This is a genomic window from Ruegeria sp. CG11 (assembly GCF_056537245.1).
Genome location: NZ_JBQFRE010000012.1, coordinates 1 through 15,276 on the forward strand (window position 1 = coordinate 1; position 15,276 = coordinate 15,276).

The following is a 15,276-nucleotide window of genomic DNA, read 5'->3' on the forward strand; positions in this document are numbered from 1 at the left end:
ACGTTGGAAGGTATCAAAGTGGCCAACATGATCCGAAAACGGCTATTTCCAACCGCGACAGCTTCTGGATTTCGGATGTTTGCGGAGATCGCAGGAAAAGTATGCCCAGCTAGACGTTGGCTTTGGCTCTCTGAAAGTTTGCGACACAACCGAGATTGACCCGGCCGATGTTTCAATTTCGACCGGGCTGTTCCTGACAATTAGAGGCAATCGGCCAGTGTCTTGGCCATGTTGCGGATGACTTGCGGGTACAGCGCCGCGCCGGGTTCAAGATCGGACCCGAGCGGATCGATCACGCCTGTTTTGGCTTTGGTCCCGTCCAGCACGGTGTCCACAATTCCAGGGTTGAACTGCGGTTCTGCCAACACACAATTGACACCCTCTTCGCGGATGCGGCCCTGAATCTCGGCGATGCGTGCCGGGCTTGGGTCGGCCGCGTCACCGATTGAAATTGCGCCTGAGGCCGGGAAGTCGAACGCGTTCTCGAAATATTGGTAGGCGTCGTGGAACACGATGAAACTGCCGCCACGAACCGGCTCCAGTGTCTCGGAAACTTTGGCGGACAGCGCTGCCATCTCCTCGCGCGCGGCGGCAGCGTTTGCAAAATACGCGCCCGCGTTGTCCGGGTCTGCGGCCGACAGTTGCGCCGCGATCGTATTCAGCCAGGTTTCTGCGTTTGCCGGAGACAGCCAAGCGTGGGGATCATGGTCGCCATGTTCATGTCCTTCATGGTCATCATGCCCAGCATGATCGGCGTGATCTTCGTGGCCATGCTCGTCATGCTTTTCGTGATCCTCTTCTTCATGCGCGTGCTCTTCGTCATGACCGTGATCTTCATGATCGTGGTCGTCATGATCCTTGTCTTCGGCATGTTCCTCATGACCATGATCGTCATGGTCCTCGCCTTCAGCATGTTCATCATGCCCATGGTCGTCTTCGTCACCATGTTCATGCGCCTCGAACAGGGCGTTTTCACGGAAGTCCAGTCGAACCGTTCCGTCCGATTCCAGCAATGAGGTGACGGTTGCGCCGCTGGCCAGCGTATCTATTGCACCTTCCATCCACGGCGTCAGGTCTTCACCGATCCAGAACACCAGATCAGCCTCTTGCAATGCAGCGGCTTCCGAGGGGCGCAGGTTGTATTCATGCGGCGAGGCGCCGGGCGGAACAATCAGATCAGGTGTCCCAACACCTTCCATGACCCGGGCCACCAGCGAATGAACCGGTGCGATATCGACCGCGACGTTCGGAACTTCCGCCATGGCCGTTCCACCCAAAAGTGCAGCTGAGATCGATACTGGGAGAAGCTTTCTGGACATCAGACCCTCTGTGTGATTTTATAACGTTACGAGCCGCATACATGATATGGAATAACATGACAAGTGACACGCACCCCATACCGGACGACGAGACGGCCCCGGTCGGGTTCCAGAAACATGACCACGAACATTGCGTCGAAACTGCACTGGCGACAGCGGAAGCTCGCTGCAAAGAGGAAGGGCTGCGTCTGACCCCGGTTCGGCGCGAGGTTCTGGAGATGTTGCTACAGGAACATCGGGCACTTGGCGCCTATGCCATCCTTGATCGTTTGCGGGACGAAGGGTTTGGATCTCAACCGCCGGTCGCCTATCGCGCGCTTGATTTCCTTGTCCAGAACGGGTTCGTGCACAAGATCGAACGTTTGAACGCGTTTGTCGCCTGCTCTCATCCCGGTGCTGCGCATTCCCCCGCCTTCATGATCTGCAGAAAGTGTGATGCAGTGGCCGAGGCTCAGTCCGCTCCGGCGAAAGGTGTTTTGGGCGCGGCGGCGCGTGCGGCGGGTTTCGAGATCGAGCGAACGGTTGTAGAAGCCGAGGGAATCTGCCCCGACTGCACCAAAAAGGCGTAGAGATGACCCTGATCACCGTTGAGAACCTCAGCGTGCGCTATGGCGCAAATACCGTTCTGAGTCATGTGGACATGGCCATCGAGCCCGGAGAGATCGTGACCATCGTCGGCCCGAATGGGTCCGGCAAGACCAGCCTGTTGCGGGCGATCATCGGTGCGACCAAGCCATCCGTCGGAAAAGTGTCCCGCAAGCCCGGTCTGAAGATCGGATATGTTCCGCAAAAACTGCATATCGATCCGACCCTGCCAATCTCGGTTGAGCGCTTCATGGGTCTGACTCACCGTGTTTCACGCAAAAGCTGCGCCGAGGCGCTGGAAACGGCGGGCGTGCCTGATCTTTTGCAGCGCCAGATGTCACAATTGTCCGGCGGGCAGTTTCAGAGGGTGCTTTTGGCGCGCGCGCTGATCAATCGGCCAGAGATCCTGCTTTTGGACGAGGCGACGCAAGGGCTCGACCAGCCGGGATCGGCGGCGTTCTATCGCCAGATCGAAGATGTGCGCCGTGAAACCGGTTGTGCCATTCTGATGATCAGCCACGAATTGCATGTGGTCATGAGTGCTTCGGACCGGGTGATCTGCCTGAACGGCCACGTGTGCTGCGAAGGGTCCCCCGCCGTTGTGGCCTCGGCCCCGGAATACCGGGCGCTGTTCGGCACCGGTACGGGCGGCGCGCTGGCGCTTTACCGTCATGATCATGACCACGATCACGACCACTGTGATCACTCTCAGGAAGCCGCAGAATAATGCTTGATGATTTCATGACCCGCGCCACACTTGCGGGTGTCGGCGTAGCTTTTGCCGCAGCCCCTCTGGGGTGTTTTGTCGTCTGGCGCCGGATGGCCTATTTCGGTGACGCAACAGCCCACGCGGCCATCCTTGGTGTCGCGCTTTCGCTGGCGTTGCAAATGTCCATTTTCCCGGGCGCATTGGCTGTGGCGTTGGTCATGGCGCTGACCGTGACCCTGTTGGCCGGTCGTGGCTATGCCATGGATACGCTTTTGGGCGTCATGGCCCATTCGTCGCTTGCTTTCGGTCTTGTTGCGGTTTCGTTCCTTTCTGGTGTCCGCATAGACCTGATGGCGTATCTTTTCGGCGACATTCTTGCGGTTTCCCGCTCTGATCTGTTGGTGATCTGGGGCGGTGCCGCGCTTGTTGTGGCGTTGATTGCGTGGCGGTGGTCCCAACTGTTGACCGCTACGCTGAATGAGGAACTGGCCTATGCGAGTGGTTTTGACCCTAAGCGCGAGCAGTTGATCCTGACGCTTGCGCTTGCCGTTACCGTGGCTGTGGCGATCAAGGTGGTGGGCGTTCTGCTGATCGCGGCCATGCTGATCATTCCAGCGGCTGCCGCGCGCAGCCAGGCAAAGTCCCCGGAAACGATGGCTTTGATCGCTGCCATGATCGGTGCGGTTTCCGCCATCGCTGGGTTGAGGGCCGCTTACGTGTTTGACACACCTGCAGGCCCTTCAATTGTCTGCGTCGCTGCAATACTGTTTGCGGGCTTCAGTCTGGTTGGTTGGCAGACACGGCACCAGACCTAACTCATCGGCGCCAGAGCGCACTCGGCAAAGCCTGCGTTTCGATGTGAGGAGCGCGTCGGTTAAAGTTGTAGTAAATCAGTGGTCGCCGCCGCGGCACTGTACGATCTGTGTGCTGCGGTTGGGGTTGAGTGACTAAGTCGAGGCTGTAAAGGTTGACACTTTTCAATGCGTCAACCACACCGGGCACAATTGGACCCAAAAACGTTTCAAGAAGGCCCCTCTTGCCAACGCCCCTACCAAGCCGCAGTGTTCTTTGCCTCTGCCTTACTGCCAGTGTGGCGGCCGCGGACTCAGAGTTTCTTTCCCTGGCTCCAACCTATCTGCCGTCCTATGTCGGGCTCGGTATCGGGCCATATCCTGAATATATCGGGGCAGATAAAACCACTGTCGGGGCCGCTCCGATCGCGCGCTATACATTTGGCGAACAACGCTACGTTGCTCTTGAGGTCAGCTATGCAAGGATAAACCTGCTGGAAAACCGCAATTGGCGGGTTGGGCCTGCTGGCATGTACCGATTTGGCCGGGAGGATGTGAAAGACGATGTCGTCGCCGAACTCCCGGACGTTGACGGGTCACTCGAGCTGGGTGCTTTCGTGGCCTATGAAGATGTGGGCAAAGATCCTCGGAATAGGTGGGTAGTCGGCGCCAGCTTTTTGCATGGTGTTTGGGGCGACAATGACGGCTATACGATCTCCGTCAATTTCAACAGATGGGTCCCGGTCGGGCGCTATGCGGCATTGGGTCTGTACACGGCGGCATCCTTTGGGTCTTCCGAGTATATGAGCACCTATTTCTCGGTCACACCTGCGGGCGCGGCGGCCAGTGGGCTGCCCGTCTTTGACGCGGGTTCGGGTGTGCGTGATCTGCGGTTTGGTGTCGTGTTCATCCAACCTCTGAGCCGGGAATGGCAAGTCGGCACCGGTTTTTTGTACAGTCGCCTGTTGGGTGATGCTGAGGACAGTCCCATCGTCTCGGAACGCGGTGACCGCAACCAGCTCGTCTATGGTGTCGGGTTCACTCGCGCATTCTAATCCTTTCGCCCGCATAAGCCTCGGGCAGGGATGAGCAAGGTGCTACGATTGTAGTAATTCGTTTGACACCGCAAATCTCTACCCCGCCGGGCTGTCAGCAAATTCCGCAACGCCAGTTCATTCTTGCGGTGCAAGCCAGGTTTCAATGACAAAGCGTGTCGCCGGGTCTGTGTCTTCCTGCTCCAAGAGCGCTTTGAATTGATCATCCAATAATGTTTCACCCCAGTCGCGCGACGCGATTGCGATATCCAACGCCAACGCGCTGTCGTGGTTCAATATCCCAGAGAAAATCTGGATGATCTGTCCTCGGAGCATTGGTGAGACTGAACCGCCCTCAGCCAAAGCACGAACAAGCGCGCGCCGGTCTTCTAATTTTCGGTTGCCCGTACCTAGCACGCCATCGATGGCCGCGACCGCATTTGATCCATCCACCTCGATCCCGGCCAAAGTCCATTCGTATAGGTAGCTGCTGCCTGAATTCAATGCGTGCTGATAACGTGACCGAACAATCGAGACGGCCTCGGTATCGCCTGTTTGCAGACCCAGCAGGCGGATGGAAACAGGGACAAAGCCGATACGATTGATATCGCGGAACTCTTGCAACATCTGCTCTGTGGGAACTTTGATGCGCAGAGATCGAACAAGGTCATACGGTGCGCGGTCGATTTCGATCAACGCGGTGTCGCGCAAAACTCTGTCTTGGTGCGAAATATACGCGGCAAAAAACGCGATACGGTCGGCTGAGCGGATATCGCCCAACTGCCAGGTTTCCTCTGCGGAATTCAGCACCTGCAGAAAGCGTGTTCTTTCCGGGGTGAGCATGAAAATCCTGCGCCATTTGCGCGACACGCTTCGCCCCGCAGCATCTTTGTCCGTGGCCCCATATGTCAAAAGAACGGCCTTTTGCGGATCGGCTCGAAAGGCGGCCCGTGTTGTGCTGTCGATCAGGAAGGGAATCTCGGGCAGCATTGCGATGTCCTGTGTCGTGCCTTTTAGAATTTCCTTTGGAACAAACATAAACGGGTTGTCTGGTCCTGGCCCGGCCAACACAATGGCATCCGCAGAAAGCAGGTGATCAGCAAGGGATGTTTCGGGCATCTCGATGCACACGGCACAGGCTTCAGCCGGTCGGGTCGCCACAATACTTGCGGTCAAGGTGCCTATGACCAGAAGGAGCAATCCTGATAAGCGCATCAAGCCATCCCGGTATGATTGTCAAAATCGTCTAGCCGGCAGATCGAACGCCGACCAAATCTGCCTAGGTCAACTGAATGATCGCAGACCCTTATGCTTTTTCATATCCCTTATCTATCAGGCCCGACGCCGCTTCGGAGGTCTGGTTGGCACCGTTTCTTCGGCTAGACTGCCAACCCGGCCCGCAACCCTTCCAGCACAGCCTCTTCAGCGGTGCGCGGAGCGACGCAGTCGCCGATCAGGTGGTGTTCCAGTCCTAGTTCGCGGACCAGATCCTCGACAGTGTTAAGGGGGGTGTGACCCTGACACAAAACCAGCGTGTCGACGCCTTCACAGATCACCGCTTGGTTGCTCATGATGTGCTGAAGATAGACGCTGTCCTCATCTGCGCCGAACAGGCGCATGAAGGGCAGGGTTTCCACGCCGAGACCGTGCAGGCGCCCGATGCTGGCATCGCGGACATACATCTGGATGGATTGCCCTGCCATGTAACCGTTGACCGCCAGCCTGACCGAGTGACCGTTCTGCGCTAAAAGCTCCGCCATTCCGATGCCAATCCAATCGGCTCGCCAATCGGCGACGACAACCGATTTGCCAACGTCTGCATCCCCTTGCAGGACTTGCCATGCATCCACGACATGCGCGTCATCGCGCCCTTCGAATTTCGGCCAACGCGGGGTGGCGCCCGTTGCGACAATGACGGTGTCGGGGGCATAGTCGGTGATCGAGGCTTCGGTGACTTCGGCGCCCTTTCGGATGTCGACCCCGGCCAGTTCCATCTCACGCGTCAGGTTGGTGATGATGCCGCCGAACTCGGCCCGATGCGGCAAGAGTTGCGCCAGCCGGGCCTGACCGCCAAGCTGGGCGTTCCGTTCAAAAAGGGCAACCTCATGCCCGCGTTCGGCTGCGACTGCGGCGGCCTTCATGCCACCCGGCCCGCCACCGGCAACAAGCACCCTGCGTTTCGGTGTGGCCAAAGCGGGGGCGCCAAAGCGCAATTCACGCCCGCTGACCGGGTTCTGAATGCATGAAATCGGATAACCGGCGTGGAAATGCCCGATGCAGGCCTGATTGCAGCCGATACAGGCGCGGATGTCATCCATCCTCCCCGTTTGCGCCTTGATGGCCATGTCCGGATCACAAATCATCGCGCGAGTCATTCCGCACAAATCCGCCTGACCCGAGGCGATGATCTTCTCAGCATCCTGTGGCTGATTGATCCGTCCGGTAACGATGGTTGTCAGGCCTGTGCGCGCGCCAATGGCCTGACCCAGCGGCGCGGTATAGCCAACCTCTTCGAACATCGGAGGGGCAATGTGGACCGATCCGGCCAGCGTGGCGGAGGACCCGGCCACGACGCTGAAGTAATCCAGCACCCCGTCTGCGGCGATTATTGCGCAAGCCTCGAGCATGTCGGATTGCTCCAAGCCCTCATGGCTGCGTTCATCGCCGGACAGGCGCAGGCCGATGACAAAATCCTTGCCCGCCTTGGCACGAATATCCGCGGCAATGTCCCGAATGAAGCGTGTCCTGTTTTCCAGTGACCCGCCGTAGGCATCCCCGCGCCGGTTGACCTGCGGATTGAGGAATTGCGCTGGCAAATAACCGTGCGACGCCACGATCTCGACCCCGTCGAGACCGGCCTCGCGCATCCGGCGGGCCGCGTCGCCATAGGACGAAATCACCTCGGCGATCATCTCCAGAGGCATCGGTCGGGGCATCACATGGAACCGCTCGTTCGGTGTGGGCGAGGCCGAATAAGACACCGGAGTCGTACCATCCTCGGAAGCCAGCATTTCGCGGCCTGGGTGGAACAGCTGTGCAATCAGACCGCTGCCGTGGCCATGAACGACTTTTGCCAGTTGCCGGTAGCCTGGAATGCACTCATCCGTGTCCACCCGGATCGGGTCGGCGACGAATACTGCGCTGGGATGCACCAAGGCGACCTCGGTGACGATTAACCCCGCACCCCCGCGCGCGCGGGCCTCGTGATAGGCAATCATCCGGTCACCGATACGGCCCTTGTCGTTTAGATGGGTCTCATGCCCGCTGGACACGATGCGGTTGCGCAAGGTCAGGTTGCCGATGGTGATTGGCGAAAACAGGTTGGGGAAACCGGCTTGGCTCATCGGGTGTTTCCTGGCTGGTGCGGTCAGAAATTCGGCGGTGTGATCGCCCAGATCACCACGGTGTCTTCCTGTGTCGGGTTGCGGTAACGGTGCGGCGTCGTGCTGTCGAAGGCAAAGCTGTCGCCTTCTTTCAGGTAGTACAGCGTATCTCCGATCCACAGGTCCAACGCGCCGCGGACCACAACGCCGGCCTCTTCTCCTTCGTGGAAATACACGGTTTCGACGCCGCTTCCGGGGGGAAACCGGCAGGACAAAAGCTCGAGCTTTCCGCCCAGCCCCGGTGTCAGCAGCTCGTCGCGAATGCCGTCATCATATTCGATGGAACGCCGTTCCTTTTGGCGCACGACATGGGCTTTTTTCGCGGTATCCGAGGTCGAAAAGAACCAACCCACTGACACCCCCAGCGCGCGACTGATCTTGAACAGTGCGGTCACCGAAGGGCGGTTCTGGCCCCGTTCGATCTGGCTGATGAAGCCGTTGGACAGGCCGGTCGCCTGACCCAATTGGCCAAGCGTCATGCGTTTCGCTTTGCGCAGCGCCCTGATCTCTTCCCCCAGCAGCGGATCAAACCGGGAGCTTTCCACTGTCTCGATGTCCAGTGGAGCAGAGATCACATTTCCTTCGTAGTGATTGGGCATTCCAAGCACTCTGGTTTGTAAAATTTTGATACAAATAATTTACAAGTATAAATTTTGTCAACTGATTCTAGCCAGCGAGCGGGATCGACCTGTGCCACTCACGGCGGGTCTGAAGGGTTGTATGATGATGACCTCGCGGAAGAAATCAGGGGGCTGAGAGGTTTACAACAGGCGGCAGATACGCTTTCACATTGATGAATGCGTTTTGTTGGGGCATCTCAAAGAAACACAGTTGAGCAGGAAGCCATGGGCCACGCGTGGATCGACAAATTCAAAGGTCTGAGCCGTCTTCCCGAAGACATTCGGGCAGAGCTTGTTGCGGGCAGCCAGGTCATCTCACTGCCTGCGGGAACTCAGGTGTTTGCACCGGGTCAGACAGCGGACAATCTTTTGTTATTGCTGGACGGTACCGTTCGGGTGCAGCAGAAATCGGATACCGGTCGAGAGGTCTTTCTGTACCGGGTTCATGCTGGCGAAAGCTGTGTCCTGACCACCGCCTGCATGTTGGCGTTCGAGGATTATTCGGCGGATGGGATCGCCGAAACCGATATCACCGCCGTGGCCATTCCGCGAAACACCTTTGACGATCTGGTCGCGAAATCGACGGTGTTCCGCGAGTTTGTCTTTACCGCCTATTCCCGGCGGATCACTGACCTGTTCACATTGATCGACGACATCGTTTTCCAACGCATGGACGTGCGACTGGCTGCGCGATTGTTGGAGCTTGCCGACGAAGACAACATAATACACGCAACCCACGCCATTCTGGGAACCGAATTGGGAACCGCGCGTGAGGTGGTTTCGCGCACTCTCTCCGAATTCCAGCGCCGCGGCTGGGTCGAGCAGGCCCGAGGTGAGGTCCGCCTGACCGAGCGCGAAGGGCTGGAACATATGGTAAAGGCCGCCAGCGCAGCCTGAACTCTTCTGATTTACGATTTTTCACGGCTTTGGTGACCAAGTCACCAAAGCTCCGGTTCCGGCTGTGCGATTGAACCTCCATTGATTCTCGATGGAGTGAGACATGACCAGCAATATGGGAAAAATTGACCGCGCCCTGCGCCTCGTGATTGCGGCAGCCCTGGCCTATGCCGCGCTTGGAACAACCGTGCTTGGCACTGGTGCCCTGTTCTGGCTGGCGTTGATCGTCGCGGCGGTCTTCACGCTGACGGCTTTTGTGGGGAACTGCCCCCTTTACCGCATCATCGGCATGAAAACCTGCAGCGACTGCAGCTGACTCAAACGCTGGCCACACCCTGAATACGACCCGGAGGAGGAAAGACATGACAACCTATCCCGTGAACATGGCCGTAAAGCCGGACGTTTTCGCGTTTTTTGACGAGGCCACGAATACCATCAGTTATATCGTCAAGGACCCGGGTTCGAACGCCTGTGCCATCGTCGACAGCGTGATGGATATCGATTACGCGGCGGGCCGCATTACCTTTGATCATGCGGACGAACTGATCCGGGTTATCACGGAAAAAGGACTGAAGCTGGAGTGGATCATCGAAACCCATGTCCATGCCGACCACCTTTCCGCCGCGCCGTACATTCAGGAAAAACTGGGCGGCAAGATCGGGGTCGGATCGAAGATCACCGTGGTTCAGGATACGTTCGGAAAGGTCTTCAACGAAGGCACCGAGTTTCAGCGCGACGGCTCGCAGTTCGATGCGCTGTTCGAGGATGGCGACACCTACATGATCGGCACGATGAAGGCCTTTGCCATGTATACGCCCGGTCACACCCCCGCCTGCATGGTGCATGTGATGGGCGACGCGGCCTTTGTGGGCGACACATTGTTCATGCCTGACGGCGGTTCGGCCCGTGCCGATTTCCCCGGTGGGGATGCAGGCGTTCTGTATGACTCGATCCAGAAGGTTCTGGCCCTGCCAGATGAAACCCGGTTGTTCATGTGTCACGATTATGGGCCGAACGGGCGCGATATCGCCTGGGAAACCAGCGTAGCCGAAGAAAAGGCCCACAACATCCATGTTGGCGGCGGTAAGACGAAAGAGGAGTTCGTCAGATTCCGCACCGAACGGGATGCCACGCTTGCCATGCCCAACCTCATTATCCCCTCCCTGCAGGTCAACATGCGGGCTGGCGAAGTGCCGACCGACGCGGACGGCAAACCGATGCTTAAAGTGCCGGTCAACGGGTTGTAAGCCGCAATAGGGAGGAGAGCCATGGAACTTCGTACCATATCGCCCAAGTTCACGGTCAGCCCGCAGATCACGATCGAAGACGTACAGGTCATTGCGGCACAGGGATATCGTTCGATCATCTGCAACCGGCCGGATGGCGAAGGCGCCGACCAGCCATCGTTCAAGGAGATCGCAGCAGCTGCCGAGGCTGCAGGGATCGAAGCGCGCTATGTTCCGGTTCAGTCCGGCATGGTGAAGGATCAGGACGTTGCAGCGTTTGGTGAGGCGTTGGAGGACCTCCAGCGCCCGGTGCTTGCCTATTGTCGGACCGGAACACGCTCGGCGACGCTGTGGTCGTTTCACGAGGCCAAGAAACGCCCCATGTCCGAGATCCTGATGGCCACCAAGGCTGCAGGCTATGACATGAACGGCGTCGCCCGCCGCATCGCCAATGGCGGGAAAACCCCGACTGACACAGGCGACGCGCATTTTCAGGTTGTGATTGTCGGCGCGGGCGCGGGCGGCATTTCGGTCGCCGCCAGCCTCAAATCGCGGCAACCTGATTTGGACATCGCGGTGATCGACCCCGCCGATATTCACTACTATCAGCCCGGCTGGACCATGGTGGGCGGCGGAATCTTTGACGCTCAGACCACGGCGAAAACCATGGGTAGCCTGATCCCGAAAGGCGTTCACTGGATCAAGGCCGCAGTCGCCGCGTTCGAGCCGCAGAACAACGCCGTCGTTCTGGACGGGTGCCGGGTGGTGAAATACGACCGCCTTGTCGTATGCCCCGGGTTGAAGCTGGATTGGGGCAAGGTCGAAGGGCTGGAAGAGACCTTGGGCCGTAATGGCGTGACATCGAACTACCGCTATGACCTTGCGCCCTACACCTGGCAACTGGTGCAAGAGATGAAAGAGGGCAGAGCGTTGTTCACACAGCCGCCAATGCCGATCAAATGCGCTGGTGCGCCGCAAAAAGCTATGTACCTCTCTGGCGATGCCTGGTTTCGAAACGGTGCGCTGAAGGATATCGATATCCAGTTCATGAACGCGGGTGGCGTGCTGTTCGGGGTCAAGGATTATGTCCCGGCGCTAGAGCGGTATGTCGAGAAATACGGCGCCACGCTGAATTTCTTCCACAATCTGGTGTCGATCGACGGGCCAGCCAAAAAGGCGGTTTTTGAAGTGGTCAAACCGGATAGCGAGCCGGGCAGGGTCGAGGTCGAGTTTGACATGATCCATGTCTGCCCGCCCCAGACCGCCCCGGATTTCGTGCGTGTCTCACCGCTGGCCGACGCGGCAGGCTGGGTCGACGTGGATCAATCGACACTGCGCCACAAAAGCTATGACAATATCTGGTCGCTGGGTGACGTGATGAATGCGCCCAATGCCAAAACCGCCGCCGCGGCCCGCAAACAGGCGCCAACCGTGGCGGGCAACATAGTGGCCGACATCGCAGGGCGTTCGGCTGTGGCGCAATATGACGGGTATGGCTCCTGCCCGCTGACGGTTGAGCGCGGCAAGATCGTGCTGGCCGAATTCGGCTATGGCGGTGCGCTGAAACCCAGTTTTCCGCGTTTCCTGATCGACGGCACGCAGCCAAGCCGTATGGCATGGTTTCTGAAGGAAAGCCTGCTGCCGCCGATCTACTGGAAGGCCATGTTGCGCGGCAAGGAATGGATGGCGCGGCCCGAGAAGCTGAATGTCGCACCAGAGTAAGAATTAAGTCTGCCTGCGACTTTGTGCGCAACGACACGCGGGTGGTGCCGATAGCACCGCCCGCTCTGAACGCTGGAAAGTCTAGATGATCGAACACATCCGCCAATACGTCCCCGTTCTGGATTGGGGCCGAACCTATACGCGCGGCGCCTTTTCCAACGACCTTATTGCGGCGCTAATCGTCACGATCATGCTGATTCCGCAATCGCTGGCCTATGCCTTGCTGGCTGGCTTGCCTCCCGAGGCGGGAATTTACGCGTCCATTGTGCCCATCGTGCTGTATTCGATCTTTGGCACCAGCCGCGCACTGGCGGTTGGACCCGTGGCCGTGGTTTCGCTGCTGACCGCAACGGCCATCGGGCAAGTGGCCGAGCAGGGCACGGCGGGCTATGCGGTTGCGGCGCTGACGCTTGCCTTCCTTTCCGGCGGGTTTCTGGTGCTGATGGGCGTTCTGCGCCTTGGGTTTCTGGCCAACTTCCTCAGCCATCCGGTTATTGCCGGGTTCATCACGGCCTCGGGCATCCTGATCGCGACCAGTCAGGTCAAGCACATACTGGGGGTCAGCGCGCATGGGCATACGCTGCCGGAAATGCTGGGTTCGATTTTTCAGCACTTGCCCGAAATTAACTGGGTCACGGTGACAATCGGAACCCTGGCGACCGGGTTTCTGTTTTGGGTGCGAAAGAACCTCAGACCTTGTCTGAACCGGTTGGGAGTACAGCCGGTTCTGGCCGATATCCTGACCAAGGCCGGGCCTGTCGCGGCCGTGGTCGCCACAACCGTTGCCGTCTGGCAGTTCGATCTGGCCGCCGAGGGCGTGCAGATCGTCGGGAGCGTTCCCCAAAGCCTGCCACCCTTGACCCTGCCGGGGTTTTCTCCGCATCTGATCAAGTCGCTTGCTGTGCCCGCCATCCTGATTTCGATCATCGGTTTTGTCGAAAGCGTCTCGGTCGCGCAAACTCTGGCAGCCAAAAAGCGTCAGCGCATCGATCCGGATCAGGAGTTGATTGGTTTGGGCGCCGCAAATCTGGGCGCCGCCTTCACCGGGGGGTATCCGGTGACCGGTGGTTTCGCCCGCTCGGTTGTCAATTTCGACGCCGGGGCGGAAACGCCTGCGGCGGGGGCTTTTACCGCCATCGGTCTGGCCATCGCGGCGGTCGCCTTGACACCTTTAGTCTTCTTCCTGCCCAAGGCCACGCTGGCGGCGACCATCATTGTCGCAGTGCTCAGCCTTGTGGACCTGTCCATCCTGAAGAAAACCTGGGGCTATTCCCGCGCCGATTTTACCGCCGTTTCCGCAACCATTCTGCTGACGCTGGGGCTGGGGGTCGAGGTTGGAGTGGCGTCGGGCGTGGCGATCTCGGTTCTGCTGCACCTCTACAAGACCTCGCGTCCGCATGTGGCCGAGGTGGGCCTTGTCCCCGGAACCCAGCATTTCCGAAACATCCTGCGCCATGAAGTCGAAACCGTGCCTTCGCTGGTGACACTGCGCGTTGATGAAAGCCTGTATTTTGTGAATGCGCGTTTTCTGGAGACATTTATCCAAAGTCGCGTGACCGAAGGAAGCGCGGTTCGGAACGTGGTGCTGATGTTCTCGGCGGTGAATGAGGTGGATTTTTCCGCCCTCGAAAGCCTCGAGGCGATCAACCACCGGCTGACCGACATGGGGGTTGGTCTGCATCTGTCCGAAGTCAAGGGACCAGTTATGGACAGGCTGAACCGCACGCATTTCCCCGAGGTGCTGAACGGTCAGGTGTTTCTTTCACAATATGACGCCTGGACAAGCCTTTCCCACAGTGAAACCTGCGCGGGTGGCGCGACTAGGCTGTCGTCGGTCGGCGGGTAACTCCCGTCGCCGGGCCATCCATCAAGTCGCGCGGGCAGTGTCCGTTTTGTCTGACTGGCGCGCCGAAAGCGCCTGTTCCGTCAGGGTTGCCACCAGATTTTGCGCGGCATTCAGGTCAATGGGTTCAACACGGGTAGCGTGTTGCAGCCACACCCCGTCAATCAGAGCAACAATCATGCGCGCAATATGCCCGGCCTCGTCATCGGAATAAAGCGGTGCAATGGCCGAGCGAACAACGTCCAGGTTCTGCTGCTGATAGCGCAGCAATTCCTGATGATACTCGGCGTCCGACCCGGCAAGGCAATAGAGCGTCAGCCAGACCGACGACAGCCGCTTGTTCGACTGCTCGGGCGCAAGTGCCATGCGCACCAGCGCCAGCACCTTGTCCCGGGGCGGAGTGTCCTGTTCCGCGATCAGGTCCAGCTGTTCCCCGTAAGATGTCACCGCATGGCGGATCGCCGCCAGCAGCAGCCCCTGTTTGGTGTCGTAGTAGTGGCAGACCAGTCCGGCAGAGACACCCGCCTCATGCGCCACATCCCTGATCTTCAGCGCACAGAACCCCTGATCATTCAGCACGTCCATGGTGGCTTCAATGATCTGTCGTTTGCGTATTTCAGTATCTGACAATCGGGACACGGGCTGAGATCTCCTGGCTTGGGGTCGTTTTAGACGGCGCTTGGGCTGAAGGCCAGAGGCGTCATTGAACCGCTGTTCAATATTACGTTGAACGGCTGTTCAATCAGTGTTAGCCGTTCTGAAACACAAGTCCGGAGGTCCAAATGATCCGCGCAATCAACCTGACCGATGCCGGGGCACATGCCCTGATGGCTGACCCGCGTCAGATGGTCATGAGCTCGCCCGAGGTGGCCGTGCCGTTGGAATGGGAAAACCTCGTGATCGATCGTGCCTCGGACGAGGTGCGCGTCGGTACCTGGAAATGCGAACCCTACACGGATGAGATCGTCGATTATGCCTACGATGAGTTCATGTACGTGATCGCCGGAACGGTCGAGTTGATCTACCCAGACGGCAGCTCTGACAGGTTTGGTCCCGGGCAGGCATTCTTGTTGCCTAAAGGCTTCACAGGCACGTGGAAACAGCCCGAAACGGTCGTCAAATTCATGGCGATGATCCGCTGAACCGG

General features: G+C 58.6%; 15 protein-coding genes. 10 read left to right on the forward strand and 5 right to left on the reverse strand.

All coding sequences use genetic code 11. From position 1 onward, the window contains the following. Positions 1-200: 200 nt before the first annotated feature. On the reverse strand, positions 201-1,319 hold the full coding sequence (locus ACR0KW_RS18550; RefSeq protein WP_480806302.1) for a zinc ABC transporter substrate-binding protein: 1,119 nt from the start codon (positions 1,317-1,319) through the stop codon (positions 201-203). 56 nt (positions 1,320-1,375) lie between these two features. Between ACR0KW_RS18550 and ACR0KW_RS18555 the strand changes: the two genes are divergently transcribed. From ACR0KW_RS18555 to ACR0KW_RS18570, 4 genes are all read left to right on the forward strand, one after another. After that, positions 1,376-1,888 (forward strand): Fur family transcriptional regulator, encoded by a 513-nt coding sequence (locus ACR0KW_RS18555; RefSeq protein WP_480806303.1) that lies wholly within the window; start codon positions 1,376-1,378, stop codon positions 1,886-1,888. A 2-nt stretch (positions 1,889-1,890) separates the two neighbouring features. Beyond that, positions 1,891-2,631, forward strand: a complete 741-nt coding sequence (locus ACR0KW_RS18560; protein WP_480806304.1) for a metal ABC transporter ATP-binding protein — start codon at positions 1,891-1,893, stop codon at positions 2,629-2,631. Continuing rightward, entirely contained in the window at positions 2,631-3,428 is a 798-nt protein-coding gene (locus tag ACR0KW_RS18565) for an iron chelate uptake ABC transporter family permease subunit (protein WP_480806305.1), read from the forward strand. The genes ACR0KW_RS18560 and ACR0KW_RS18565 overlap by 1 nt, the downstream gene beginning before the upstream one ends. A gap of 221 nt (positions 3,429-3,649) precedes the next feature. Continuing rightward, positions 3,650-4,459 carry a MipA/OmpV family protein gene (locus ACR0KW_RS18570; RefSeq protein ID WP_480806306.1) on the forward strand — a complete coding sequence of 270 codons (810 nt, stop codon included), beginning with the start codon at positions 3,650-3,652 and terminating at the stop codon, positions 4,457-4,459. A 117-nt stretch (positions 4,460-4,576) separates the two neighbouring features. On the opposite strand, the gene ACR0KW_RS18575 is transcribed toward ACR0KW_RS18570, so the two are convergent. From ACR0KW_RS18575 to ACR0KW_RS18585, 3 genes are all read right to left on the reverse strand, one after another. After that, positions 4,577-5,653, reverse strand: coding sequence for a hypothetical protein (locus ACR0KW_RS18575; RefSeq protein WP_480806307.1), 1,077 nt, complete (start codon positions 5,651-5,653; stop codon positions 4,577-4,579). 164 nt (positions 5,654-5,817) lie between these two features. After that, entirely contained in the window at positions 5,818-7,782 is a 1,965-nt protein-coding gene (locus ACR0KW_RS18580) for an oxidoreductase (RefSeq protein ID WP_480806308.1), read from the reverse strand. Between the two features lie 23 nt (positions 7,783-7,805). Next, positions 7,806-8,420, reverse strand: coding sequence for a helix-turn-helix domain-containing protein (locus tag ACR0KW_RS18585; protein WP_480806309.1), 615 nt, complete (start codon positions 8,418-8,420; stop codon positions 7,806-7,808). A gap of 246 nt (positions 8,421-8,666) precedes the next feature. On the opposite strand from ACR0KW_RS18585, the gene ACR0KW_RS18590 reads away from it, so the two are divergent. From ACR0KW_RS18590 to ACR0KW_RS18610, 5 genes are all read left to right on the forward strand, one after another. Beyond that, a complete protein-coding gene (locus ACR0KW_RS18590; RefSeq protein WP_480806310.1) occupies positions 8,667-9,338 on the forward strand; it encodes a Crp/Fnr family transcriptional regulator in 672 nt (223 codons plus the stop codon). A gap of 103 nt (positions 9,339-9,441) precedes the next feature. Continuing rightward, a complete protein-coding gene (locus ACR0KW_RS18595; RefSeq protein WP_480806311.1) occupies positions 9,442-9,654 on the forward strand; it encodes a YgaP family membrane protein in 213 nt (70 codons plus the stop codon). Between the two features lie 46 nt (positions 9,655-9,700). Then, complete coding sequence (locus tag ACR0KW_RS18600; RefSeq protein ID WP_480806312.1) at positions 9,701-10,585, forward strand: MBL fold metallo-hydrolase; 885 nt, start codon at positions 9,701-9,703, stop codon at positions 10,583-10,585. Between the two features lie 21 nt (positions 10,586-10,606). Continuing rightward, the gene (locus ACR0KW_RS18605) at positions 10,607-12,286 is read left to right on the forward strand and encodes a bifunctional protein tyrosine phosphatase family protein/NAD(P)/FAD-dependent oxidoreductase (protein WP_480806313.1); all 1,680 of its coding nucleotides are present in this window, start codon (positions 10,607-10,609) and stop codon (positions 12,284-12,286) included. Positions 12,287-12,371: 85 nt separating this feature from the next. Then, complete coding sequence (locus ACR0KW_RS18610; RefSeq protein WP_480806314.1) at positions 12,372-14,132, forward strand: SulP family inorganic anion transporter; 1,761 nt, start codon at positions 12,372-12,374, stop codon at positions 14,130-14,132. 21 nt (positions 14,133-14,153) lie between these two features. On the opposite strand, the gene betI is transcribed toward ACR0KW_RS18610, so the two are convergent. Further along, positions 14,154-14,768: a transcriptional regulator BetI gene (gene betI / locus ACR0KW_RS18615; RefSeq protein WP_480806315.1), complete on the reverse strand. Its 615-nt coding sequence runs from the start codon at positions 14,766-14,768 to the stop codon at positions 14,154-14,156. A 143-nt stretch (positions 14,769-14,911) separates the two neighbouring features. On the opposite strand from betI, the gene ACR0KW_RS18620 reads away from it, so the two are divergent. Beyond that, entirely contained in the window at positions 14,912-15,271 is a 360-nt protein-coding gene (locus ACR0KW_RS18620) for a cupin domain-containing protein (protein ID WP_480806316.1), read from the forward strand. Positions 15,272-15,276 lie beyond the last annotated feature (5 nt).